This is a genomic window from Shouchella sp. JSM 1781072 (genome assembly GCF_041949915.1).
In the GTDB taxonomy this organism is placed as follows: Bacteria; Bacillota; Bacilli; order Bacillales; family Bacillaceae_D; genus Shouchella.
The window spans coordinates 1187458-1210838 of the sequence record NZ_JBHFQE010000001.1 but is presented as its reverse complement, the minus strand read 5'-3'; the positions used below and the strand labels follow the sequence as shown (position 1 = coordinate 1210838).

The 23381-nt window shown below is 41.1% G+C and carries 24 protein-coding genes; 12 read left to right on the top strand and 12 right to left on the bottom strand.

The window, feature by feature from the left end; translation table 11 throughout:
* Positions 1 to 11 precede the first annotated feature (11 nt).
* From ACE1TH_RS06455 to ACE1TH_RS06425, 7 genes are all read right to left on the bottom strand, one after another.
* On the bottom strand, positions 12 to 1373 hold the full coding sequence (locus tag ACE1TH_RS06455) for an aminotransferase (RefSeq protein WP_375078577.1): 1362 nt from the start codon (positions 1371 to 1373) through the stop codon (positions 12 to 14).
* 17 nt (positions 1374 to 1390) lie between these two features.
* Positions 1391 to 2614: a Zn-dependent hydrolase gene (locus ACE1TH_RS06450; protein ID WP_099300708.1), complete on the bottom strand. Its 1224-nt coding sequence runs from the start codon at positions 2612 to 2614 to the stop codon at positions 1391 to 1393.
* A complete protein-coding gene (locus ACE1TH_RS06445; RefSeq protein WP_099300709.1) occupies positions 2615 to 2824 on the bottom strand; it encodes a hypothetical protein in 210 nt (69 codons plus the stop codon).
* 9 nt (positions 2825 to 2833) lie between these two features.
* Positions 2834 to 4246, bottom strand: coding sequence for a dihydropyrimidinase (gene hydA, locus ACE1TH_RS06440; RefSeq protein WP_375078576.1), 1413 nt, complete (start codon positions 4244 to 4246; stop codon positions 2834 to 2836).
* 12 nt (positions 4247 to 4258) lie between these two features.
* Complete coding sequence (preA, locus tag ACE1TH_RS06435; protein ID WP_375078575.1) at positions 4259 to 5533, bottom strand: NAD-dependent dihydropyrimidine dehydrogenase subunit PreA; 1275 nt, start codon at positions 5531 to 5533, stop codon at positions 4259 to 4261.
* 11 nt (positions 5534 to 5544) lie between these two features.
* A complete protein-coding gene (locus ACE1TH_RS06430) occupies positions 5545 to 6891 on the bottom strand; it encodes an NAD(P)-dependent oxidoreductase (RefSeq protein WP_375078574.1) in 1347 nt (448 codons plus the stop codon).
* Positions 6892 to 7224: 333 nt separating this feature from the next.
* Positions 7225 to 7917, bottom strand: a complete 693-nt coding sequence (locus tag ACE1TH_RS06425) for a GOLPH3/VPS74 family protein (RefSeq protein ID WP_375078573.1) — start codon at positions 7915 to 7917, stop codon at positions 7225 to 7227.
* Positions 7918 to 8200: 283 nt separating this feature from the next.
* Between ACE1TH_RS06425 and ACE1TH_RS06420 the strand changes: the two genes are divergently transcribed.
* The 4 genes from ACE1TH_RS06420 to ACE1TH_RS06405 all read left to right on the top strand — a co-directional run bounded on the left by ACE1TH_RS06420 (position 8201) and on the right by ACE1TH_RS06405 (position 11342).
* Entirely contained in the window at positions 8201 to 9595 is a 1395-nt protein-coding gene (locus ACE1TH_RS06420; protein ID WP_375078799.1) for a M28 family peptidase, read from the top strand.
* Between the two features lie 288 nt (positions 9596 to 9883).
* Complete coding sequence (locus ACE1TH_RS06415) at positions 9884 to 10117, top strand: helix-turn-helix domain-containing protein (RefSeq protein WP_099300714.1); 234 nt, start codon at positions 9884 to 9886, stop codon at positions 10115 to 10117.
* A 259-nt stretch (positions 10118 to 10376) separates the two neighbouring features.
* Positions 10377 to 11153 (top strand): hypothetical protein, encoded by a 777-nt coding sequence (locus ACE1TH_RS06410; protein ID WP_375078572.1) that lies wholly within the window; start codon positions 10377 to 10379, stop codon positions 11151 to 11153.
* Between the two features lie 18 nt (positions 11154 to 11171).
* Positions 11172 to 11342 carry a hypothetical protein gene (locus tag ACE1TH_RS06405; protein WP_176554223.1) on the top strand — a complete coding sequence of 57 codons (171 nt, stop codon included), beginning with the start codon at positions 11172 to 11174 and terminating at the stop codon, positions 11340 to 11342.
* Between the two features lie 106 nt (positions 11343 to 11448).
* Here the strand turns inward: ACE1TH_RS06405 and ACE1TH_RS06400 are convergent, their stop codons facing one another.
* The 5 genes from ACE1TH_RS06400 to ACE1TH_RS06380 all read right to left on the bottom strand — a co-directional run bounded on the left by ACE1TH_RS06400 (position 11449) and on the right by ACE1TH_RS06380 (position 14318).
* A complete protein-coding gene (locus tag ACE1TH_RS06400) occupies positions 11449 to 11880 on the bottom strand; it encodes a DinB family protein (protein WP_375078571.1) in 432 nt (143 codons plus the stop codon).
* A 231-nt stretch (positions 11881 to 12111) separates the two neighbouring features.
* Positions 12112 to 12909 carry a phosphotransferase gene (locus tag ACE1TH_RS06395; protein ID WP_375078570.1) on the bottom strand — a complete coding sequence of 266 codons (798 nt, stop codon included), beginning with the start codon at positions 12907 to 12909 and terminating at the stop codon, positions 12112 to 12114.
* A gap of 203 nt (positions 12910 to 13112) precedes the next feature.
* Positions 13113 to 13343, bottom strand: coding sequence for a hypothetical protein (locus ACE1TH_RS06390; RefSeq protein ID WP_375078569.1), 231 nt, complete (start codon positions 13341 to 13343; stop codon positions 13113 to 13115).
* A 397-nt stretch (positions 13344 to 13740) separates the two neighbouring features.
* Positions 13741 to 13971 carry a hypothetical protein gene (locus ACE1TH_RS06385; RefSeq protein ID WP_375078568.1) on the bottom strand — a complete coding sequence of 77 codons (231 nt, stop codon included), beginning with the start codon at positions 13969 to 13971 and terminating at the stop codon, positions 13741 to 13743.
* A gap of 170 nt (positions 13972 to 14141) precedes the next feature.
* Positions 14142 to 14318 carry a hypothetical protein gene (locus ACE1TH_RS06380; RefSeq protein ID WP_375078567.1) on the bottom strand — a complete coding sequence of 59 codons (177 nt, stop codon included), beginning with the start codon at positions 14316 to 14318 and terminating at the stop codon, positions 14142 to 14144.
* A gap of 333 nt (positions 14319 to 14651) precedes the next feature.
* On the opposite strand from ACE1TH_RS06380, the gene ACE1TH_RS06375 reads away from it, so the two are divergent.
* The 8 genes from ACE1TH_RS06375 (at position 14652) to ACE1TH_RS06340 (ending at position 22679) form a co-directional block, all read left to right on the top strand.
* Positions 14652 to 15620 (top strand): LacI family DNA-binding transcriptional regulator, encoded by a 969-nt coding sequence (locus ACE1TH_RS06375; RefSeq protein ID WP_375078566.1) that lies wholly within the window; start codon positions 14652 to 14654, stop codon positions 15618 to 15620.
* A gap of 162 nt (positions 15621 to 15782) precedes the next feature.
* The gene (locus tag ACE1TH_RS06370) at positions 15783 to 17933 is read left to right on the top strand and encodes a glycoside hydrolase family 3 N-terminal domain-containing protein (RefSeq protein ID WP_375078565.1); all 2151 of its coding nucleotides are present in this window, start codon (positions 15783 to 15785) and stop codon (positions 17931 to 17933) included.
* 18 nt (positions 17934 to 17951) lie between these two features.
* Entirely contained in the window at positions 17952 to 19190 is a 1239-nt protein-coding gene (locus ACE1TH_RS06365; protein ID WP_375078564.1) for an extracellular solute-binding protein, read from the top strand.
* Positions 19191 to 20117, top strand: coding sequence for a carbohydrate ABC transporter permease (locus ACE1TH_RS06360; RefSeq protein WP_375078563.1), 927 nt, complete (start codon positions 19191 to 19193; stop codon positions 20115 to 20117). It abuts the gene before it with no gap.
* Between the two features lie 10 nt (positions 20118 to 20127).
* Positions 20128 to 20955 (top strand): carbohydrate ABC transporter permease, encoded by an 828-nt coding sequence (locus ACE1TH_RS06355; protein WP_375078562.1) that lies wholly within the window; start codon positions 20128 to 20130, stop codon positions 20953 to 20955.
* A gap of 261 nt (positions 20956 to 21216) precedes the next feature.
* The gene (locus ACE1TH_RS06350) at positions 21217 to 21426 is read left to right on the top strand and encodes a hypothetical protein (RefSeq protein WP_375078561.1); all 210 of its coding nucleotides are present in this window, start codon (positions 21217 to 21219) and stop codon (positions 21424 to 21426) included.
* Positions 21427 to 21908: 482 nt separating this feature from the next.
* A complete protein-coding gene (locus ACE1TH_RS06345; RefSeq protein ID WP_375078560.1) occupies positions 21909 to 22301 on the top strand; it encodes a hypothetical protein in 393 nt (130 codons plus the stop codon).
* A gap of 156 nt (positions 22302 to 22457) precedes the next feature.
* Positions 22458 to 22679 carry a hypothetical protein gene (locus ACE1TH_RS06340; RefSeq protein WP_375078559.1) on the top strand — a complete coding sequence of 74 codons (222 nt, stop codon included), beginning with the start codon at positions 22458 to 22460 and terminating at the stop codon, positions 22677 to 22679.
* Positions 22680 to 23381 lie beyond the last annotated feature (702 nt).

The window sequence follows — 23381 nt, the reverse complement described above, 5'->3', positions numbered from 1 at the left end:
GAGGGTCTTTTTTATTCATAAGTAGCGAAAACATCGAACAGAGTCTGGACTAAAAAATGTAACTCGTCACTCGTTGAAGTGAGTGGCGGGGCGATGATGAGAACATTACCGCCAGACGGGACGGTATCGCCATTTTTTCCAATAATGAGGCCTTTTTTTTGACATGCCGAGACGATGCCTTTCACATCGACATCATCAAGTGGTTCTTTTGACTCTTTATTTGAAACAAGTTCAATCCCGTATAGAAAACCAACCCCGCGAACATCCCCAACGATGCGATGAGAAGACAGCTGTTTTAATTTACGTAAAACCTCCTCTTCTAGTTTTGCGACATGATCAACAATCCCTTCTCGTTCAATTATCTCAATCGTCTTTAACGCTACTGCGCATGAAGCAGGATGTCCGCCATACGTGGAAACATGTCGGAAGTGTGAGGTAGACGCTTTTTCTTGAAACGCTTCATAAATCGACTCTCGTACGCATGTCGCGCCAAGGGGAAGGTAGCCTGCTGTAAGGCCTTTAGCAAATGTGATGATATCCGGATAAAAGCTTTCTTCATGCATATAGCCAAACATTTTCCCTGTGCGACCGAAGCCAGACACGACTTCATCTAGAATGAGTAAAACACCATGCCGGTCACAAATCTCGCGAACTTTTTTATAGTAAACCGTAGACTGGGGTGGGATCACACCGCCGCCAGAGATAACAGGTTCCATTATAAAGGCAGCTACTGTCTCCGCGCCTTCCCAAAGTATCGTTTGTTCAAGGTATTCAGCCGCAAGCAGATCATCATTAGCATCTGACCCGAAGCTACTTCGATAGGCATAGGGGGGAGGAATATGAATAAATCCAGGTACATTGACTTCATATTTCATTTTTCGATTTGCTTGTGCAGTAGCCGCTAAAGCGCCAAGGGAGTTTCCGTGATAAGCACGATAACGAGAAATGATTTTTGTTTTCTCAGGATTTCCAGATTGCTTATGATATTGACGGGCGATTTTAAAGGCTGTTTCATTTGCATCAGAACCACCGTTAGCAAAAAAGGAGCGATAGCCACCGCCTAGTAATTGATCTAATTTCTCCGCTAGATCAATCGCAGGCTTATGACCAAATGAAAGGGGAAAGTAAGCTAAAGCTTTCATTTGCTCTGTAGCAGCGTCAATAATTTCGGATTGACCGTGGCCGAGATTTAGACACCATAGTCCTGATACACCATCAAAGTAGCGCTTGCCTTCTGTATCTGTAAACCAAGCCCCTTGACCGCTTTCAGCAACCAATGGTAAGGCACCAGCTTGATACGGTTTTAAAGCGTGCCATACGTGAGTTTGATCTTTCTCGCTGTATGTCTTTTTTGTCTCTGCTTCTGCTTCCATGTCGAAACCTCCCAAAGCTAGTTAATTTTATCTAAAACCGTTTCATAAAGAATTGTTGCGCCATTTGCGCAGTCCTCCCAAGAGGTGTATTCTTCCTCAGCGTGACTAATGCCCCCAGTACTCGGAACAAACAACATTGCGGTTGGGACCATACCAGCGATAAACTGGGCGTCATGTCCAGCGCCACTAACCATTCTTTTATACGAAAAACCATGTGCACGCGTTGCTTCTTCAACGCTGTTTACTAAATCAGAATGAAACCACACCGTTTCTCGTCCCCATAGCTTTGTCGCTTGAGCAGGGAGTGACGCTTGCTCTACAACTGACAGAATGATCTGTTCCACTTCTTTGATTACTGCCTCGTCCTTATGCCTTGCTTCGATGGAGAAGACAACTTTATTCGGTATCACTGTGTGAATATTTGGCGACACAGTGAATCGTCCCATCGTATAAACAAGCTCCGAATCGAGCAGAGGAAGCTTTTCGTGAAAAGCAGTCAGACATTGATTAGCCGTCGTTAAAGCATCGCTTCGCATCGTTTGCGGTGTTGTACCTGCATGGTTGGATTTGCCTGTAATCTCAATCTCATAACAGCACATTCCAACGACACATTCGACAACACCAATTTGTAAATGTTCTTGCTCGAGAACTGGACCTTGTTCAATGTGTAACTCAATAAATGCTTCTGCCTTGTTAAGGCGGTTCTTTTTATCGCCAACGAAACCACTGGATTGAAGTGCCTCAGCGAACGTCACGCCAGAAGGGTCTTGTTTTTTGAACATCGTCTCTTTATCAAATTTACCGGAGACGATTCCTGAAGCCATCATAGAAGGCTCAAAACGTGCACCTTCTTCATTCGTAAAATTAATAATACCTACTGGTCTGTTAGGTTCGATTCCTTGCTCAATCAAAGTGGTGATGACTTCTAGTGCTGCTGCAACGCCCAGCACACCGTCAAATCGTCCACCTTTTTTTACCGTATCTAAATGAGAGCCCATATAAATAGGGGACTTTTCCGGGTGCTTCCCCGGAAGAACCGCATACATGTTCCCAAGATCATCAAGTGTGACGTGTAACCCTAAAGCTTCACATTGTTCTTGAAAATACGTACGAGCGTTAATGTCCTCTTGCGATAATGCTAAACGGGTAACGCCATTATTTTTCGTTTTGCCAAATGTGGAAAAGGTACTTAAAGTAGCTTTTAAACGTTCCAGGCTGATGCTCGTTTTTTTGGTCTCCATCTACTTTTCTCCTTTATGGAAAAATAAGGTGGACGCATATTTTCGTGCATTTGCGTTTCCGATTGTGAGGATGTGCTGATCGTGTTCGTCGTTTACAAACTGAACATCTGAACCGTTCAAATGATCGGTAATCGCTGTAATCGTAAATCCACCTGTAATATACCGATCAATTTTTTCGCGCTCTTCTTCATAGTGAATATGTTCTGCCATATGTGCCTCCTATTGCTCCACTTTTTCATTCGAGAGGGTAGCGCCATATCGCGCTCGCTTAATAAACGACCCATCACCTGGGGAGCCGATATATGTCCCGTCTTGGATAATCACTTGACCGCGTGATAGGACTGTTTTCGGTAAGCCTTTTATGCTCATCCCTTCAAATGCGTTGTAATCAACAGCTAAATGGTGCGTTTTTGCAGATAACGTTCGTTCGACTGATGGATCAAATAAAACAATATCTGCGTCAGCACCAACTGAAATGGTTCCTTTTTTCGGGTACAAACCGAATAATTTTGCTGCTCTCGTAGACGTCACATCGACAAACTGGTTTAAACTAATTCTTCCTTTTTCTACACCTTCTGAGTAAATGACGCTCATACGGTCTTCAATGATCGGACCACCGTTAGGGATTTTAGTGAAATCCTCTTTACCGAGACTTTTTTGCCCATCAAAATCAAATGAACATTGATCACTTCCGACTGTTTGTAGTGCACCTGTTTTTAATGCATTCCACAAAACGTCCTGATGCGCTTTCGGGCGGAGAGGAGGGGACCATACGTACTTCGCTCCTTCAAAATCTGGTTTTCGTAAATCATCTTCATCAAGAACTAAATATTGTGGACACGTTTCACCCCAAATATCAGCACCTTGCTTTCGAGCTTCTTCAATTTGTTTAACTGCCTCTGCGCATGTAACGTGTACAACATATAGCTGAGAGCCGGCTAATGAAGTTAATTGACACGCTCGTCCAGTCGCTTCACCTTCCGCTTCAACAGGGCGGGTGAGGGCATGGTAAATCGGATCGGTTTTGCCTTGTGCGAGGGCTTGTTTTGTTAAATAATCAATGACGTCCCCGTTTTCCGCATGAACCATGACGAGCGCCCCTAATTCCTTAGCTTTGATCAACGTTTCAAATAACGTGGCGTCATCTGCTTGAAACACATTTTTATATGCCATAAACACTTTGAAAGATGTTATACCTTCATTGGCAATCACGTCAGGAAGTTCTTTTAAAACGCCATCTGTCATTTCGCCAATCATTAAGTGAAAGCTGTAATCAATCGCTGCTTTTCCTGATGATTTGTCATGCCATGTTTGAATTGCTTCTTGGAGTGGTTTGCCTTTTTCCGTTAAACAAAAATCAACAACGGTTGTTGTGCCTCCAAATGCAGCACCAATTGTGCCTGTTTCGAAATTATCTTTCGTTACGGTACCCCCAAAAGGCATGTCGAGGTGGGTATGGGGATCAACGCCACCTGGGAATACATAACAACCAGCGGCGTCAATCGTTTCATCCACGGTGCCAAGCGCAGCGACTTCTCCAATGGCTGCAATTTTGTCGTTTTCAAGCAAAAGATCTGCTTGATACGTTTCTGAAGCGGTGACAATTGTGCCGTTTTTAATCAGTTTTTTCACGGTTATCACTCCTTAAGATTGAGAGGTTTTCAGAGAGGCGAGTGTGTGTTGGCGTTCATTCCAAGACATAGGTGGGAGTCCATTTTCTTTAACGACCATATCAATCGCGCCGTCTACCGGGCAGACAATGGAACATAAGTTACAACCGACGCACTCGTCTTCGTTTACTTTTAAATACGGCGCACCGTTTTCATCTGTTAGACGTTCAATGCATTGATGGGCAGTGTCTTCGCAAGCGATATGACATTTGTTGCAATTGATACACACGTCCGTATGGATATTGGCAACAACTTGATGATTTAAATTGACATTGCCCCAATCTGAGTAGGTTTGAACGGATTTTCCTGTAAGATCTCGTACAGACGCAAGGCCCATATCATCAAGATAATTGGATAAACCATCAATCATATCTTCAACGATACGAAACCCGTGGTGCATAGCGGCGGTACAAACTTGTACATTGGTGGCGCCCATTAATAAAAATTCAACTGCGTTTTGCCAAGTAGAAATGCCACCAATTCCTGAGATTGGAACATGAACGTTAGGGTTACGAGCGCAATCTCCTAACATGTGTAAGGCGATTGGCCTGACGGCTGGCCCGCAATATCCGCCGTGGGTGCCACGTCCATCAACATTTGGAACGGTTTGCCACGAATAGATATCCACGCCAGCAAGACTATTTATCGTGTTAATCATACTTACAGCGTCGGCGCCACCTTGAACCGCTGCCTCGGCGGTCACGGTAATGTCGGTAATATTTGGTGTTAGCTTGACGATGACAGGGGTTTGCGCGACTTCTTTTGCCCATTCTGTTTGCTTTTGCACTAGTTCTGGAACTTGACCAGATGCAGCACCCATTCCACGCTCTGCCATGCCGTGCGGACAGCCGAAGTTCAGTTCTAATCCATCTACACCAACTGATTCTACTTTCTTCACGATTTCGTGCCACTTGTCTTGCTGTGGTTCGACCATCAATGATGCGACAATCGCATGGTTTGGAAACCGCTTTTTCGTTTCTTCAATTTCCCGTAGATTTGTTTCCAGAGGACGATCAGAAATCAATTCAATATTGTTAAAACCCGCTACACGTTGACCATTAAAATGAACAGCCGCAAAGCGAGAGGTAGAATTAATAATCGGTTCACCTAACGTTTTCCAGACCGCGCCACCCCAACCAGCTTCAAACGCGCGTTGAACTTGATAACCAGAGTTTGTAGGTGGTGCACTTGCAAGCCAAAATGGATTCGGGGACGAAATTCCTGCAAGATTGCTATATAGATCAGCCATCATTTGCCTCCTTATGCGCTTGTTTCTGTGCGCTTTCCAAGTAGTTGTTCGTGAATCGCGTATGCCGTTTGTTTTCCTTGTTCAGCAGCAGAAACAACCATTGCTTCACCTTGACCATCACCGAAAATGACGTCGCCACATGCATAGATCCCTACAGCGGTTGTTTGATAGTGTTTATCAATCGTAATCACACCTTTATTGGTCATCACTTCAGCATGATCAAGCCAGTCATAGCGAGATTGTCCAATCGCTTTGATGATAAAATCGACTTCAATTCTTTTCACATTCCCGGTTGGAATAGGGCGGCGTCGACCATCTTCAGCTGGATCTCCTAACGTCATTTCCATACATTCAATCGCAACAACATGTCCATTTTCGTCTTGGAGAATTTGAGTAGGAGAGTGAAGCCACCTAAATTCCACTCCATCTTGTTTGGCAAATGTATATTCAAAATCATAAGCAGTCATTTCTGCTTCTGTCCGGCGATAAAGAATCTTGACGTTACTCGCTCCTAAGCGAACCGCACATGTTGCACCATCAATAGCAGTATTTCCTGCGCCGATCACGACACCGCGTTTCCCGTTAATGTCTTCTGATAGAGTTCCAGATTTAGTCGCTTTAACAAAGTCAATTGCATCATACACATCTTGCGCATCTTCTCCAGGGATGCCTAGTGTTGGTACATTCGCCATGCCAACTGCTAAAATGACAGCATCATAGGAGTCTTGTAATTCTTTTAACGAGATATCTTGTCCAACGGTTGTATTAGTTTGAATGGTCACACCGACTGACTTCACTTGTTCCACTTCCCAATAGGAGATTCGTTTTGGTAGACGAAACGAGACAATACCATACGTATCTAATCCGCCAGCTTCGGCATCTTTTTCAAAGATGGTAACGCTGTACCCAAGTAAAGCGAGTTCTCGTGCAGCCGATAATCCAGCAGGGCCACTCCCAACAATTGCAACCTTTTTATGAGTTTGTTTACCTGCTTTAAAAAGGATTTTCTCATTATGAATTGCCCAATCAGTGGCAAAACGCTGCAATTTTCCTATGGATATGGCTTTAGAAGAGTGATTTAATACACAGGCTCCTTCACATAATTCTTCCGTAGGGCAGACCCGTGCGCAACTTGCACCAACAGGGTTTGCTTCCATAATAGTTCGAGCCGATCCAAGTAAATTTTCAGTTGTAATTTTTTTAATAAACGTAGGAATATCAATGCCAGTAGGACAAGCCGTGATACAAGGTGCGTCATAACAGTAAAGGCATCTTGTCGCTTCATCCATTGCTTCTTGGTTGGAAAGGGGTGGTTCGACTTCTTCAAAATTGAGCTGTAACTTGTCTAACAATCGCATGTAAACGCCTCCTTTTTATAACATTACAAAGACTTGTTACATCTTGCCGTTGTTGGATGAAGCTCTCTCCATAGCTTATAAGCCGAAAATTCTAAATTCAACAACGATGTTAGATTATATGTTACAAAACGTGAAAAATGAGTTTGGACATGTGCCTCCTTTCATGAGTAGTAGGGAATGCATCATGTTGATGGAAACATTGAGGGATGTGTGAAACGATTGAAGGGGGGTCATGATGAATACATCTAGTATAACCATAGACAAGCATGAAAATCTAGGCGAAACGATATGACTTGTCATGAGAAGGAGACAGGTCGAGAGCGTTCAACCTGTCTAAGAATCTGAAGAAGAGCTAGAAGAAATAACAGCCGTTGTTAATGCAACACCTAGTGATGCGTGAATCGTATCTGTCGTGACTTTGACTGCTTTTGAGACGGGTAAGTCATGCGTAAGTCGTTTAATTTGTTTTTCAATGTCGGTTGCTTGTTTACGGTCAGGAAAAATAATATGAATCAATTGACTTGAATGTACGAGTGATAAAAGCGTCACTACTCGCTCATCTTCTTTATTAAGAGCCTCGTTTTGTTCCGTTTTAGCAATCACTTCGGAAAAACGATTTTGTACAAGTTCAAGTAAATTTCCTTGTTCAAAATGATACGAATACGATGGGAATAAACCAAAGACACGTTTTTCTTTTAACGTAAGATAACTAGACTGATCGAGCTTTTCGCCAATCTTAAATGGCATATTCTTGTAAGTGGAAGGCAATGACGACACCCAATGTTTTGCGGATTTCGGCTTTTTTTCATTCATAAGTGCTAGCGTCTCATTCAGAAGGGGATCTTCAGCATCCTTTTGTAAGATCACAATTTTCTTCTCCTGTACTTCAACATAGGCATGTAACATAAGATCAGCAAGTAGAGCACCTGCTAAAGAATAGGGTAAAGACGTTGTTGTTCTCGCATAAGGTTTATTTGTTTTAGGATCGATCGCTAACATAAACAGTTGTTCTGCAAGTAATTGCATAAACATCACTCCTTCATATGGAATCGTTTTCGTTTTCTTAAGAATAGTATGACGAAAGATTCTGCTTTAAGCAAACGAACGATCTGACCAATACACAATCTTATTGGGAAATACATGATTTTCGCCTCATTTTTATAGGTGGAAATTGTGTTGTATTTCAAGAAAAACGTTTATTTTCTAAATCGTACTTCAACCTATTTCCCAAAAGGATATTCTCTAAATAAAACGAAATGCTTAAGGGAGATTGAAGGAGGATGATGAATTGAAACGTTTAAAAAAATCAATGGCCGTCGTTGCACTAACAGCACTTCTCTTTACTGGTGGATCTGTTTCAAGCCCGCAAGCAGATGCATCTAGTAGTAAAGGACAGACAGTCGAGGCTTCTCTGCACCAGTTCGATTTGGACAAGTTATTTTTAAAACATTTTAACGCAGAGAACACCTACGATCATATTTATCATTTAAGTGAAACGATTGGACCGAGAGTAGCGGGCAGTGAGGAAGAGAAAGCGGCAGCTGCGTATTTAAAAAGGGAATTCCGCAAGAACTTGTATGTTGTGAAAGAGCAAGAGTTTTCCATTCCTGATCGTTTGCAAGGTACATTAGAAGTCAATGGAGAGAACCTTGCGATTGGTACTGCGACAGGAGCGGCACCTACAAGTGAAGAAGGATTAACGGCAGCACTCTATGATGCAGGATTAGGCGCGCCTGAAGAGTTCAGCGAAGAAGCAGAAGGAAAGATTGCAGTCATATCGCGAGGAGGTACGACATTTGCAGAGAAAGCATCCAACGCTGTAAATGCTGGAGCCGTCGGCGTGATCATTTATAATAACGTTGACAGTCTCGTTCCGTTGACGCCAAACCTTGCAGGGACAGAAATCGCAATTCCTGTTGTAGGCGTTAGTCGTGAAGATGGACAAAATCTGTTACAAGAGCAAGAAGCAACAATGACATTAGAAGCGTTAACAAACCAAACGTCAACAAATGTAATCGCAACTCGAAAACCGCTAATTTCTAAACCTAACCCAGAGATTGTCTATATCACAGCGCATTATGATAGTGTTCCTGGTGCACCGGGAGCAAATGACAACGCATCGGGAACAGGTACGATGCTTGAGATGGCTCGTGTATTAAAGTTCTTACCAATTGACAAAGAAATTCGTTTTATTGGTTTTGGTGCTGAAGAAATTGGCTTAGTCGGTGCGAGAGAGTACGTTAATCAACTTTCTGACAAAGAAATTGAGCGAAGCGTCGCAAACTTTAATATGGATATGGTTGGTACGAACTGGGAGAGAGCCGATACATTGTTTGTAAACGTAACAGATGGTGAACCAAATCTCGTTTGGGAAGCTTCGCAAAAAGCAGCGCAAAAATTAGGCTATGAGAACGAAATCGGATTAAAACGAGGCGGCTCATCTGACCATGTTGCGTTTCATGAAGTCGGCATTCCTTCTGCTAACTATATCCGCCAAGAGCGTGCTACTGGATCATTAGAGCCATGGTATCACACACCTTTTGATACAGTTGAGAATATAAGCGTTGATCGACTACAAGTAGCAGGGGAAATTGTGGGACAAGCGGTTATTAGTACGATTAAAAAAGACTTTAAATGGAACAAAGGAAAACGTGGCGAAATCAACAACCTTCAAGATGAAGAGATTTACACAGAAATTAAATAAACAAGAGCCTGCTTATTTATGAGCAGGTTTTTTTACGTTATACTAAAGGGAGGTTTCATGATTGGGGGGGTTACGATGAAACAAAAGACAAAATTCCTGACGTTAAGTGGATTAATCATCTTTTTACTTTTCATAATAAGTATCGCCATAACGGTATCAGTCATCCAAAACCCGACAACAAATTAACAAAAAGAAAACGAGTTTAAACAAATTTAACATTCCGTAAAAGGGAAAAGTGGTACAATTATCTTAATATGACGAATCATTCTAAATCTTGGAGGGATGTAAATGGAAAAAATTACAGAACAAGATTTGCAAGTCATGATTGAGAAAATGGTCCAAATGAGGAAGCAACTAGGGATAAGCCGCGCAGAATTATCGAAGCGTACAGGCCTTAATCAACGAATTATTAGAAAAATGGAAACAAGTCTAAATCGAACGTACGCCTATGATTACTTAAAAATTGTTGATGTCCTAACAATGGAAATGCTTGAGAATGATTTGAAAAAAGGTGTGCTTTAAAACACCGTTGCTGAGAGAAAGGATGGTATGGCCATGCTTTCTTTTTTTATGCTTTTTCTAGAAAAAGAGAAGCGATTGTGGGACTTCTTACCCTTAAATAGGCGAACAAAACCTAAAAAAACCTAAAAATAAAATTTGGTATTTGATTCCTGTCTGTAAATCCTGTAGAGTTGAACATCCGTCACTTATTAAATGAACAAACGTTATAGATGATCATATAGACAATAGAATACGACACATATTTAGAAAGGAGAACGAATTGTTTAGTCCAACCGATTGGTTTCGCCTGTTTATGGCAGCGCTTTTTATTCTTCCAATCGTAACGGTTATTCGGGAGTCCGGCTATTATTTGGCAGCAACCTTGTTAAGAGGCGAAAACAAGCACTTAATTATTGGTAGTGGCCCCACGTTATTCAAGATTCCTACAATAGAAGTGAGACGATATTTCTTTATGTTTAGTTGGATGGAGTACGACGAATTAAAGCCTAGTAACCGCATTTGGCATGGGTTAATCTATGCTGCACCGATTATTACGACAGGAAGCTTTGCGGTTGTCGTTAACTCACTTGTGATGAGTGAAGTGCTACCAGCTAATATATTCTGGACCACGTTTATTTTCTACTGTTTCTATTACATGCTTTTTGATGTGATACCTGTCTATTTACCAGATGGACAGCCGACAAATGGCAGAGCGATTTTTGACCTAATTTGGCACGGTGAACGCTCAGACTATAAAAAGCTGCGATTAGAAAAGGAAGAAAATGAGCATTCAGATACTGAAGAAACGAAAACAGAGCGTAGTAATACGGAAGCACAAGAAGATACGATGGAAAACCGTGATCGAGATGATCAAGAACGCGGCGACCACACAAATCCTGAAAAAACCGAAGAAGAAAAAGAAGAACAAGATAACCTTACTAAACAGGAACAGGATACAAAAACGAAGCGAAGTTATACCGATTCTCAAGAAGAGACAAAAGAAAATCGAGATCGAGATGAAAAAGAACGTGACGATCACACTCAACCTGAGAAGTGATAAGGAGTGTAAGCCCCAATGTTTAAAGTTGTGCGAAATGTAGATGGGGTAACCGAAACGTTAAAGGATGCAACTAGCCATCTGGAAAATTACTTTGATGATTATGCTACTGCTGAAATACAAGCCAGAAAATTGAATTTAGATTTAATCTTACTTGATTCAGACTACTGGCGAGTAGAGAAAGTATAAGACTATCTTACAAAGAACTTGGTTTACGAAACCAAGTTCTTTTTTAGGGTGGGGATAATTGTAGAGGGGAGATTATTAAAAACTCGATTCGAACATAATGAAGAATTTATAAATGCCAGTCAGAGACCCACATTTTCGGCAAAGGAATCTTGTTTGCCCTAAGCGCAATTGAAAACTGCCCCTGATGAATTCCTTCATGTTGAATAGACATACCGTATACTTCTTCAACTGTTAATTTACTTCCATTAAAAATTAAAGTATTGTAATTGCAAAACTTGAAGGCTTCTAGTAATGTAATACAGCTATTCGTTAATTCTGTTTTTATGTTTAAATCAGGCGAAGGAAGGTGACCTGGAAAAGAAATTATACCAGATTTTAATCCATTGCTATAGATGGAACGTACTCTTATTAAATGAATAAACAGTTTTTCCAAAGTACCTAAGTGATCAACAAACGCTAAGTTCCAATATTCTTTTTTTATCGAAAATGCTAGTTCGTTAGTCATTTTCATTGCATATTCAAGACCTTTGGTTTCCAATGGATCATTCCTTCTATTCTGATGTCATGCACTTCTTAAAGACTATATTTTCTATAAAAACCACAAAAAAACCTTTAAAACGTCGGCGTTGATGGACTGAGATTAACAAATTTTAAAAGAATTTGGAGAGAAGTCTAATTGTGCAGTAGCGCCTTATCTTAATAACTGAAAATTTTTCTATAGATAGAGCCTTTCCTAATTTCGAAAAGCTCGTGATTTTATGAAAGTCTTTCAAATCCAATCTTCTCCATAATTACGAATGAATCTAATTTCTTTCTGATAATGTTCAAGATGCCCGTCAATGATCATATTTTGAAACGCCATATCACCTTCTGCGGCTTTTCTCTTTATGGTTTTACATAAACCTTCTAATCGTAACAACACCATTTCTAAGAATTCTTTTTCAATTTCCTCTGTACCATAGGATTCAAAGAATAATTTCACTCTTTGTTTTACACGGTCTGCATCCTTTAATGGATCATAGTGAATGACCTCTCCTGTTCCAGTATGATAAAACCTACTTAATGGAACGCAGGTGTATAGCGTATAGGCTATGTCCCAAAGTCTTGGACCGGGAGCGGCATGATCAAAATCAATAATACCAACTGGTTTTTGATTGTTAAAAATAATATTATAGATCGCGAAATCATTGTGACAGATCACTTCAAATGGCTGGGGGGTGTTGTCAATGGGTTGCCAATCCTCTTCAATTGGAAAATCACTCACAGCATCATGATAACGATTAAGCATAGTCGCTATCTCTTTTAAAGCATCATCAGACCACGTAAATGTTTCTAAAGGGGTGTTACCAGCTCTTCCTTCAATAAATGTTAAGATCTCCCGGCCTTTTTCATCAATACCTAAAAATTTCGGTGCATCCTTAAAGCCTTTACTTTCCAAGTGCTGAAGTAAATGATGAATTCTAAAACTGTCAGATTTTAATTCTCGACGTACAGTATCACCTAAACGATATACATTTGAAACATTTCCTCCTGTTAGCAACTCTTCGTTTTTGTCCTGACTTTTCAATTTAATCACTCCGGATATTTAGGGAATTTTTGATTAATTTAATACTGATGAACTTTCTTTAATACTAACGGACGTACAAAAGTGTGTGCCAAATAATGTTTGGTCACACCTTGAGTCCCTTAATTGATGCAAGACCTAAGATAAGCGAATAAACTGTGAGGGATTTAAAAACCTCTTTTAAGAAGAGGTTTAACATAAAGGTCTTAAGCTTCTTTCGTTAGAACTCCCCATCCTACTAGAGACACACCTATAAGAGCGAGAATAATAGAAAGGGTTAGAAAGGTACTTGAGAAGCTATATTGATTCATGATTTCATAAAAATTTTGATGACCCCCATTCTGTCCGTTGGAGATTACTGCTGTTACTAAATATCTTGAAACAAAAATGATAACTGATGCAAGAATGAATATAGCGCCACTTAACATTTTACCCAATGTTACACCCCCATTCTCTCTCGATCAGTACTTTTATTAATGATTATGAAAAGGATAGTACTACGTGATAGCTGCTGATCATTCCTTAAAGGACCTATTCCGGAGAGTTTGATTTTTTTTAATAGATGTAGCTAATTCATTCAGTTTCTTGATTACGATTGAGAGAAGTCCGATAATGATACCTGATAAGAAAATCGTTGCTGTAATCGGTGGGAAACCTGTAGCGGTCACCATTAAAGATAGTATGTAAGCACCTACTATGCCTAATAAAGAAACGCCTAAAGTTTTAAAAAACGTTTTCATAATTTGTTACACTCCTTTTGAGGTAGGTTCATTTTTAACTGAAGAATTTCCATAGTCATAATGAATATGGGAAACATAGCACATGTTTACCCGATTAAGAAATGTTTTCTTCGTCGCCCTTATCCATACCTAGTTTGGCATTTTTGAATTTCGTGAGCAGTAATATCAAACCGATTACAAAGCCTCCAACAGCAATCCAGCCAAATATTGGATCGAGAGGAATAACATCTAAAAACGTAAGAATAGCAATTATCGGAAAGGTAATCACAGATGTGAGAATAGAGGTGTACCGTGATTTTTTCATTCCGAATTTGAAATTAGACATCTTGATCCTCCTAATTATTGTCTTATTTTGAATAGTACCCCTAGCGTGAGCTCATAAAACAATTTTGGCGAAAGATTCTGTCTACTTAAATTAATTTTGATTTGGATAGATCTGAACGTTATCGACAAAAATGATACATTTAATTGAAAGGGTGCCACCAATAGAAACCTTTACGTTTTTACTTCATTATGGTTATTCACAAGGCTTCCATTTAACGTGCCTCGTAAAGCAAGCCCGACATTTTCATCTTGTAATTCCCCATCAATGAATAACTTTTCGCCGCTTACCCAGGTGTTTATCACTAAAATATGATGATCTTCATAATTGATTTCAAATGTTTTCTCCATTTCTTGGCCCCTTTTCTTAGAATGATCATTTTAATTATGAATCATTGATTCTTCATCAAGGTTCCCTGTAAGAAACAAGTCAAACGTTCTTTCTTAAATAGGATAAGTCAACTCAATTTGTCTACGGAAGCTTATCCTAATTCAAAGAATACAGAAAGTGCTAAGATCACGTCACGAAGAGATGGTTTAAGTCTCAGATGTGAAATCTTTAAAACGGTTTTTAAGACGAACTTATTAGGGCTAAAGGAGCTTTTGTGGAATGCCAAACATTGACAACGGTCTAAACTGCTGTAACATAGAAGCGATACCAATGAAAAAGGGGGACATGCGTACATGGTAAGCATTCGAGACATTGCAAAAAAAGCAGGTGTCTCTATGACATCTGTTTCGTATGCGTTAAACGATAATCCAAAAGTATCGAAGAAAACAACGGCACACATTAAGCAAATTGCCGCAGAGTTAAACTACCGTCCAAACGCCGCTGCCCGTACACTCAAAGCAAGAAAAACGAAAAAACTAGGCGTCTTTATTAAAGAAAACAAAGGGATTTTCTACGGGGATATTTTAGCGGGGATCATCGAAACGAGTGCTCAAGCTGGCTTTGATACGGTTGTGTGCACGGGCGATAATGCGACCGATGCACTGGCAGATGGTTCAGTGGACGGGGGCATTATTATGGATGATTTGATCACCTCAGAGGAAATTATGAGACTTGCAGATGGTGGGAAGAAAATCGTTGTGCTCGATCGCACGTTTTACCACAAACATGTGCGACAAGTGTTGCTGGACAATCAAAAGGGTGCTACGCAAATGATCGCTCATCTTCAGGCGCTTCAAGGCGAGAAAACCTTTATAGTTACAGGGAGCCCGAACAATTTTGATAGTCAAGAACGATTAAAAGCGGTACAAGCATTCTTTATTGAACGTGCACCTACGTATCCAATTGAGATTCTGGAAGCGGAGTTTGAGCTAGATGGTGGGCTGGACGCCGCCGAGCGTATTTACGCTCAATGGGACGGCAAACCGATCCGTGTTTTTGCGCTGTCAGATAGCACAGCGGTCGGGATGCAGCGCTATTTCCAAGAAAACGGATTGATGATCGGAAAAGATATCAAACTGGCCGGTTTTGATAACAGTTTACTAAGCCAGTATATTACGCCGCCATTAACGACGGTGGATTATACAACAAAAGAGTGGGGAAATGAAGCTGCTCACGTTTTGATGGCGCTAATTGCTGAAGAAGAAGCGCACGATTCCCTTATCGCAACAACGTTAATGATACGGGCCTCTACCCATACATAATGTGTTGAGGCCTTTAAAATTTCTCTTGCATTCTGTTTTCATTCAGACGTATACTAGTCACAACACAGAAAGTGAAACGTTAAACTTGATGAAAATAATTGGTTATTCTATTTTTTTATACATAAGGTGAAACGTTTCACCAAAAAGGTATGAGGTGTACGTATGAAACAAGAACAACTAGAACAATTGCTTTTAAGGATGACCGTTAAAGAGAAAGTAGGTCAACTCACACAGTTTGCAGGAGCCTTCTATATGAAACACGGCGATGGCACCCCGGTGACGGGACGAATTGAATTTCCAGTAGAGGACGACATGCTTGATGTTAGCGGCTCCGTTTTAGGGATTGCTGGCTTTGAAAAAGTTCAAGCCATTCAAGAAAACCATTTACATCGTAGCCGACTCGGGATTCCGTTGTTGTTTATGGCGGATGTAATAAACGGCTTTCAGACCATCTTTCCGATCCCCTTAGGACTTGGGGCGACATGGGAGCCATCGCTTATTGAAAAATTGCAAGCGGTTGCATCAAAAGAAGCATCAAGCGCAGGTTTACACGTAAGCTTCGCACCAATGGCGGATTTAGTGCGCGATCCTCGGTGGGGGCGGGTTATGGAATCAACTGGAGAAGATCCTTATTTAAATGGACTTTTTGCTGCGGCAACCGTCCGTGGCCTTCAAGGCAGAAGCGAGACGATTTCGAAGAATCATGTTGGCGCATGTGTGAAGCATTTTGCGGCGTATGGGTTGTCAGAAGGCGGACGTGACTATAATACGGTGGATCTGTCAGAACGAGAATTAAGAGAGATGCACTTACCTTCATATAAAGCGGCTCTTCAAGCAGGCGCAAAACTAGTGATGACGGCTTTTAATACGGTGAATGGCATGCCGGCAAGCGGGAATGAGCCATTGTTACGAGGGATGTTACGAAATGAACTTCACTTTGATGGCGTCATCATTTCAGATTTTGGCGCTGTGGAAGAGCTGGTGGCGCACGGGGTTGCAGAAAACGAAGCCGTTGCGGCACAAAAAGCGCTACAAGCTGGGGTCGATATTGATATGATGAGTCTTTCCTACGCGCGCTCGTTAACGACCCTTGTGGAAGAAAACCTCATTGATGCGTCTCTTCTCGATGAAGCCGTTCTCCGCGTGCTTCAATTAAAAAATGAGCTTGGTTTGTTTGAAGATCCGTATCGTGGAATGAGTGTAACCAATGAGCAAGCCGTGCTCAATGCAGCAGAGCATCGAAAATTAGCACGTGAAGCGGCAGAGAAGAGCATGGTGTTGTTGAAAAATCAGAACGTTCTCCCGCTAGAACAAAACAGCACGATTGCGCTTGTAGGTCCTTATGCGGATAACCCCGATTTGCTTGGAGAATGGTCCATTTTTGGCAATGTGGAGGAGACCAAGACGTTAAAAGATCGCTTGTCAGACGCACGTTATGCGCAAGGATCGGCGCTTTATCACCGGGAAGAAACGCTGCTTCTAGAAGCTCTTGACGTCATGACAGAGGCAGATGTGATCGTGCTTGCTTTAGGAGAAGGGCGAGATCGAAGTGGCGAGGCGAGAAGTCGGGCATCGATTACGCTTGCGCCTTGTCAAATTGAGCTTGTTCAAAAGGCACATGAGACAGGGAAGCCGGTAGTTGTGACACTATTTAACGCACGACCATTAGATCTGAGTGACGTAGAACCTTATGCTGATGCGATATTAGAATGTTGGCACCCTGGTTCTGAAGGAGCACAGGCTGTCGTGAATGTGTTGTGCGGAAAGAGTAACCCAAGCGGAAAATTAACGATGTCGTTTCCACGTGCCACTGGGCAGATTCCGGTTTATTATAATGCCTATAAAACCGGTCGCCCATTACCTGAAGGCAGTGAAGAGCGTTTTTATTCGCGCTACATTGATATTCCAAACGAACCGCTTTACCCGTTTGGTTTTGGACTGAGCTATGCAGCGTTTACCTATAGCAATCGCCGAATCAGTCAGTCGGATTTGGATCCATCGTCTACGTTAATCGTTTCAGTCGATGTAACCAATACAAGTCTTATGGCAGGCGAAGAAGTGGTTCAGCTCTATATCCAAGATGTGGTCGGTGAAGTCGTGCGGCCGATAAAAGAATTAAAAGGATTTAAGAAAATCTCGCTTTTACCGAATGAAACGAAAACCGTTTCATTTAAGATCGATTCGGAGATGCTTCGTTACCACCATAGTGATTTGTCTTATGCGAGTGACCCTGGGCTGTTTCATGTGTGGATGGATGGAAGTAGTGTCTGTGAGGACGAGGAAAAATTGACGTTTACGCTTCACACGTCTTAAAAGAGAGGGGTATGAGCAGTGAAAAACCGTATTTTCGGATTGGCCGGGTATGCTTTGATGTTGGCTGGGTGTTCCACAGCAGAGGATGAGAGGGTAACCCTAGACGTTTGGGCGATTGGTTGGGAAGCAGAACAGCTTGTCAACGAAGGCTATATTCAAAGATTTGAAGACGCAAACCCAGGTGTCACCGTGAATTTGCAAGCCATTCCGTGGGGAAACATCTATGATAATTTGCTAACCGCAGTCGCATCTGGCAATGGTCCAGATGTTGTGCAAATGGGGACATCCTACATGGCTGATTTCGCGAGCACAGGGGCGTTTTTGCCTTTGGATGCTTATGTGGAGGACTACCCAAACTTAGATCCTGATCATTTTTTTGAAGGTGCAGTCGATTCATCGATATACAACGGAGAGCTCGTCGCCGTTCCTTGGTACGTCGAAACACGCGTTCTTTTCTACCGAACCGATTTACTCGCAGAGGTTGGATATCCTGAAGGACCAGATTCTTGGGAGGCGTTATACGATGCGGCAACAGCTTTATACGATCGAGGTGATGGATTGTACGCCATGACCTTGCCCGAAAATGACGACACTCTTCCGTATATTTTTGCTTGGCAAAACGGGGTTGAGTTTGAAACAGCTGATAAAGGCGTCGACTTCTCGGATCCTGCTTTCGTTGAATCCGTCGATTTTTATACGCGATTTTTTAAAGAAGACCTTGCGCCACTTGGCCTCGGTTTAGACCCGATGCAATCGTTTGTAGACGGCATTCAACCGATGACGTTTGAACCGCCATTTCGCTACCAACAGCTCATTGACAACTACCCGGACTTTGATGATTGGGATACACGAATGATGCCAGGGAAGCAAAATAACCTGTCTGTCATTGGTGGGTCGAATATGGCCATCTTTGAATGGACCGACCATCCAGAAGAAGCGGTTAAATTTCTTTCGTTTCTAACCGATCGCCAAACGCAGATTGATTATTTTACCGATGTTCGTGTGCTGCCTCCGCGCATTGATGCGTGGGACGATCCTGCACTACAAGAAGATGAGCGGTTTTACACATACTATGAACAGCTTCAAAACGCCAGGGCGCAGCCGCAAGTCTTAAACTGGAACCGAATCAATGATGAATGGAAGCGTTCAGAGCAACGAATAACGAGAGCGGGAGCCGACGTGGAAGAAGAGATTGAAGATTTTCGATCGCGCATCGAACCAATGATTATAACCGATGATGGCGAGGAGGCCAATTAAATGGAAATTGTGCGAAAGAAAGCAATCAAACCATCCCATGAGGGAAAACGTCCTATTTCTTCTGTTCCCTATGTGTTTATTGCGCCGGCTGTACTTTTACTGATCGTTTTTGCAGTGCTTCCCATCATCATCGCGCTCGGCATTAGTTTTACAGACATGGATTTGCGTGGGATTTCGAACTGGGCCAACATTTCCTTTGTCGGAATTGAAAATTATCGTGTCTTAATGGCCGATCCGATTTTTTGGACCGCTATGTATAATACGTTTTTCTATGTGATCATTGGCGTGCCGCTTGTCATTTTTAGCTCGTTAGGGGCCGCTTTATTGTTGAATTATAGTGCAACGAAATTGTTTCGCTTTTTTCGGGTCATCTATTATATGCCGGCAATCACCAATATTGTCGCGATTGCTGTGATCTGGGGATTTCTCTATAACGTCTCCTACGGGTTGTTCAACCAAATGCTCAGCGTCTTTAACGCAGGACCGATTCCGTGGTTAGAAGATCCCACAATCGCCAAGCTCTCGCTGATCCTGTTAGCTGTTTGGAAAGGCATTGGGATTAATATGTTGATATACTTAGCCGCGCTTCAGTCAATTCCAAAAGATTATTACGAGGCGGCAACGATTGATGGGGCGAGTCGCGTTCAGCAATTTTTCAAAATTACGTTTCCACTGTTAGGGTTTGCGACATTCTTCATTACCGTGACGACGCTCATTGGCTGGCTGCAATTTTTCGAAGAACCGTTCGTCATGACAGAAGGGGGACCATTAGATGGCACAATCTCGATTGCACTTTATATCTATCAAGCAGGTTTTAGCTACAGCAATTTTGGCTATGCTGCCGCTGCGTCCTTTGTACTCTTTATTATTATTATCATCGCGACATTAATACAGTTTAAACTACGCCGCAAACAAGGCGAGATGTAAGGAGGAGGCCATGGCAACGAAACAACGCTCAAAAGTCGAAAAAGGTTTTGTATCCGTTCTTCTCATATTAATCGGGTTTATTCTATCCATTCCGTTTATTTGGATGCTTCTCTCGGCGTTTAAACCGAATCCAGAGCTTATCCAAATACCGGTTCGCATTTTCCCAGAAACATGGACATTTGAAAACTTTACTCGTCTCTTTACAGAGATGAATTTTGGTACCTATCTACGGAATACATTGATTTTAGTTGGATGTGCTCTGGTCGGACTGATCTTCAATGCAATGGCAGGTTATAGCTTTGCGAAGTTTGATTTTAAAGGCAACCGACCTTTGTTTTTCCTAGTGCTTGCGACCATGATGATTCCCGGACAAGTGACGATGATTCCAGTTTACCTCATCCTTAATCAAATAGGGTTAACGAATACCATGCCCGGCATCGTTTTACCTGGTCTAGTGGCCGCATTTAGCATCTTTTTATTCAAACAGTTTATGACCACCATTCCGGATGCCTTATTAGAGGCGGCTAGACTTGATGGAGCGGGGGAGTTTTTTATCTTTTTTAAGTTGGTGCTTCCGATGGCCAAATCGATTCTCGCCGTGCAAGGAATTTTGGCCTTTATTGGCGCATGGAACAGCTTTCTTTGGCCTCTCATTGTGGCCAACTCACAAGAACTTTACACCCTCTCAGTCGGACTTGCGCTCTTGCAAGGACAGGCAGGGGAAAACTACGCCTTGCAAATGGCGGGTTCCGCAGTGATGGTCGTGCCGATTTTAATCATCTTTGCGATTTTTCAAAAGTATATTGTCGACGGGTTTACCATGTCAGGCATTAAATAGCGAGAGTGTTTTAAACGAATATAAGACTGAAACAGTTCAATGTGTTGGTCAAGGATTATGTGAAACGAAGTGTGACGTCATTTGATGAAGAGAATGATCGCGAATATGGGAAGCGGCAAGTGACTGTTTTTCATATGGATCGTTCTCTTTTTCTTTGTCTAGTAGAGTATGGACTCGATTCGGTCAGACTGAGCATGAGCGTGTTTTGTTTTTTGCTTTTTGGGAATATCATCCATAAGTCGCGATGATGGAGGATGTTTTATGGCTTCTTTTAAAGAAAGAGCTCGACATTCAAGGTTCCAAGGCATAATGGGTACTATTTTTGTACTCCCTATTATTGCTGTTCTCGGTTTACTAGACGTTATTCCAGTATCTAATACGCTGTCATGGCTAGCTCTAGGTGCATTTGTTGTCGGATTAATAGTACTTATTGTTTCTTTCAAAGGAAAAAATCCCGCAGATGAATCATGACACAAAGCCATTCACGTCGAATGGTTTTTTAAATGTTTAGTTTATAGATACTGCAACGTTTATTAAAAACAATGGAATAATCACCTTTTCATTAGAAGAGAAAGAATTGCTGAGATTTACAGAACGATGACGAAGTTAAGAACTTCGATGATGGATTGAGAGAAAGGAAGCACGAGGTAACTGACAGTGATGAAAAAACAAATGTTTTTTATTGAAAAACCAGATATGTACCAGCAAGTAATGATGGAAAAGAAGTAAGCCGTATTTATGTTTTTTATAAGTTGGAGGTGGAACAATTTTGGAAGATTGGATGGGTAGAGCTATATAATAAAATGCAATTGGCGCGAGTGTAGGTAGTCATTTTTAGATTGCCTATTTTATTGCAGACAGAATAGAGATCCTTTATTATTAAAAAAGAAATGCACCAGAGTAAGGATAAGTAGCAGACGTAATAAAAGTTCGATCTATAAAAGGGGATTCACATGCAAATAGCATATAGCAGTCACGTAGCGACGTTAAACCACTTACCATTTCATATTAATAAGATTAATAGTGCCTTTTGCTTCGAGGAAGATATTATTCAAACAATCTGTAAAGGAAACGAAGCTCTGTTCAAAAAACATTTCTATTACAAGGCATATTTAGCTGTATTTGAGTTTGATGGCAAATATCCGCTCATCAATGTACTGAACACAGCTTATGCAGTTTCTGAAACACTTTCAGACACGAATGATAAAAATGAAGAAGAACGTGAGCTCGAGCAATCCTTACGCTTCTTTAAGGCAGAGCTAACAGCTATTACTAGTGAAAAACCGATGCAAACATTTTTGAGCAAGCTTGTTTCGACAGCTATGCATCAGCCTTCAAGTGAGTAATAAAGCCCTTCCAACTTAATTTGGGAGGGCTTTCGGTGCAATAGCTTATCTTTTGGCAATAAGGGATAATATAAGTGTAAATATAACTTTTTTAATTATTAGAATTTTTTTGATATAATAGAGAAGGTAAGAGAACTTAATATCTGGAGGGGTTGGATGAAGATCAAGTTAACTTTTGAAAATGGCATTAAAGAAATGGCAAGTCCAAAAGGAAAAAACACTCATGTGATAGGTTTTTTATATAATATGATTCATAATATTGAAGACAATAAAAGTATTGAAGTTACTAACAGTGAGGATGTTTTCTCTAAAACGACATGGCAGAATTTGAAGGCAATTGAAATTAAAATCGAAGAAAATGACAAAATGGAACCTTAGTTGGAATGCATGTTTTTTACAGGAGGCTAAAATTATCCTGAAATAAAATCAACAAGGTTAGAAACATTCAACAAACCAACAAACCCTAATAGAATAGTGACGATAACCATGATTAACTCTTTTTTCTCCTTAGTCATCTAAGCAGCTCCTTATAAGTGTCTATTCGATACAATAAATAGTGGCATTATTGTTTGAAAAATCAAATAGGTATTAAGGGCCTTCTATAAACTTGGAGGGAATTTAATGAAAATGCTAAGTGATGCAGAAAAACAACACATGCTTGAGATGATCAGTTTCAACAGGAAATTCGACAGGATTAGCAGGGGAGTTAGCAAAAAAGACGGGTTTCAGCCAACAGCATATTCGGAAGCTTGAAAGAAGGTTTGAACCGACCTATATAGATGATTGTGTATTAATTGGAAGAAAAAGAAGAGGTCTTTCTTTCAAAAGATTTCTGCTGCTCATAAAGCATATAAAAAGATACTAATTTATATCCGAATATATAATTTTGTTCTAAATTACTCGTCCGAAAAGTTTAATCATAAACCACTGGACGTTAAATACTTAGGTGGTTATCTTTTTACTTTACTTTTTACAATTTTATTTGCATTCGTTCGAAACGGTCAACCAATTATCGAAGAGTACACTCTAGAGCCTATTATTAATGGGGGCATAATAGTAGCTGTAATACAAACCATTTAT

Bases quoted from the DNA above. Each gene is read 5' to 3' on its own strand.
- ACE1TH_RS06430 (WP_375078574.1), bottom strand. From the start codon at position 6,891: ATGCGATTGTTAGACAAGTTACAGCTCAATTTTGAAGAAGTCGAACCA.
- preA (WP_375078575.1), bottom strand. From the start codon at position 5,533: ATGGCTGATCTATATAGCAATCTTGCAGGAATTTCGTCCCCGAATCCA.
- ACE1TH_RS06340 (WP_375078559.1), top strand. From the start codon at position 22,458: ATGAAGATCAAGTTAACTTTTGAAAATGGCATTAAAGAAATGGCAAGT.
- ACE1TH_RS06355 (WP_375078562.1), top strand. From the start codon at position 20,128: ATGGCAACGAAACAACGCTCAAAAGTCGAAAAAGGTTTTGTATCCGTT.
- ACE1TH_RS06415 (WP_099300714.1), top strand. From the start codon at position 9,884: ATGGAAAAAATTACAGAACAAGATTTGCAAGTCATGATTGAGAAAATG.
- ACE1TH_RS06375 (WP_375078566.1), top strand. From the start codon at position 14,652: ATGGTAAGCATTCGAGACATTGCAAAAAAAGCAGGTGTCTCTATGACA.
- ACE1TH_RS06350 (WP_375078561.1), top strand. From the start codon at position 21,217: ATGGCTTCTTTTAAAGAAAGAGCTCGACATTCAAGGTTCCAAGGCATA.
- ACE1TH_RS06360 (WP_375078563.1), top strand. From the start codon at position 19,191: ATGGAAATTGTGCGAAAGAAAGCAATCAAACCATCCCATGAGGGAAAA.
- ACE1TH_RS06455 (WP_375078577.1), bottom strand. From the start codon at position 1,373: ATGGAAGCAGAAGCAGAGACAAAAAAGACATACAGCGAGAAAGATCAA.
- ACE1TH_RS06385 (WP_375078568.1), bottom strand. From the start codon at position 13,971: ATGTCTAATTTCAAATTCGGAATGAAAAAATCACGGTACACCTCTATT.
- ACE1TH_RS06370 (WP_375078565.1), top strand. From the start codon at position 15,783: ATGAAACAAGAACAACTAGAACAATTGCTTTTAAGGATGACCGTTAAA.
- ACE1TH_RS06380 (WP_375078567.1), bottom strand. From the start codon at position 14,318: ATGGAGAAAACATTTGAAATCAATTATGAAGATCATCATATTTTAGTG.
- ACE1TH_RS06345 (WP_375078560.1), top strand. From the start codon at position 21,909: ATGCAAATAGCATATAGCAGTCACGTAGCGACGTTAAACCACTTACCA.
- ACE1TH_RS06425 (WP_375078573.1), bottom strand. From the start codon at position 7,917: ATGCAATTACTTGCAGAACAACTGTTTATGTTAGCGATCGATCCTAAA.
- ACE1TH_RS06445 (WP_099300709.1), bottom strand. From the start codon at position 2,824: ATGGCAGAACATATTCACTATGAAGAAGAGCGCGAAAAAATTGATCGG.
- ACE1TH_RS06405 (WP_176554223.1), top strand. From the start codon at position 11,172: ATGTTTAAAGTTGTGCGAAATGTAGATGGGGTAACCGAAACGTTAAAG.
- ACE1TH_RS06420 (WP_375078799.1), top strand. From the start codon at position 8,201: ATGGCCGTCGTTGCACTAACAGCACTTCTCTTTACTGGTGGATCTGTT.
- ACE1TH_RS06450 (WP_099300708.1), bottom strand. From the start codon at position 2,614: ATGGAGACCAAAAAAACGAGCATCAGCCTGGAACGTTTAAAAGCTACT.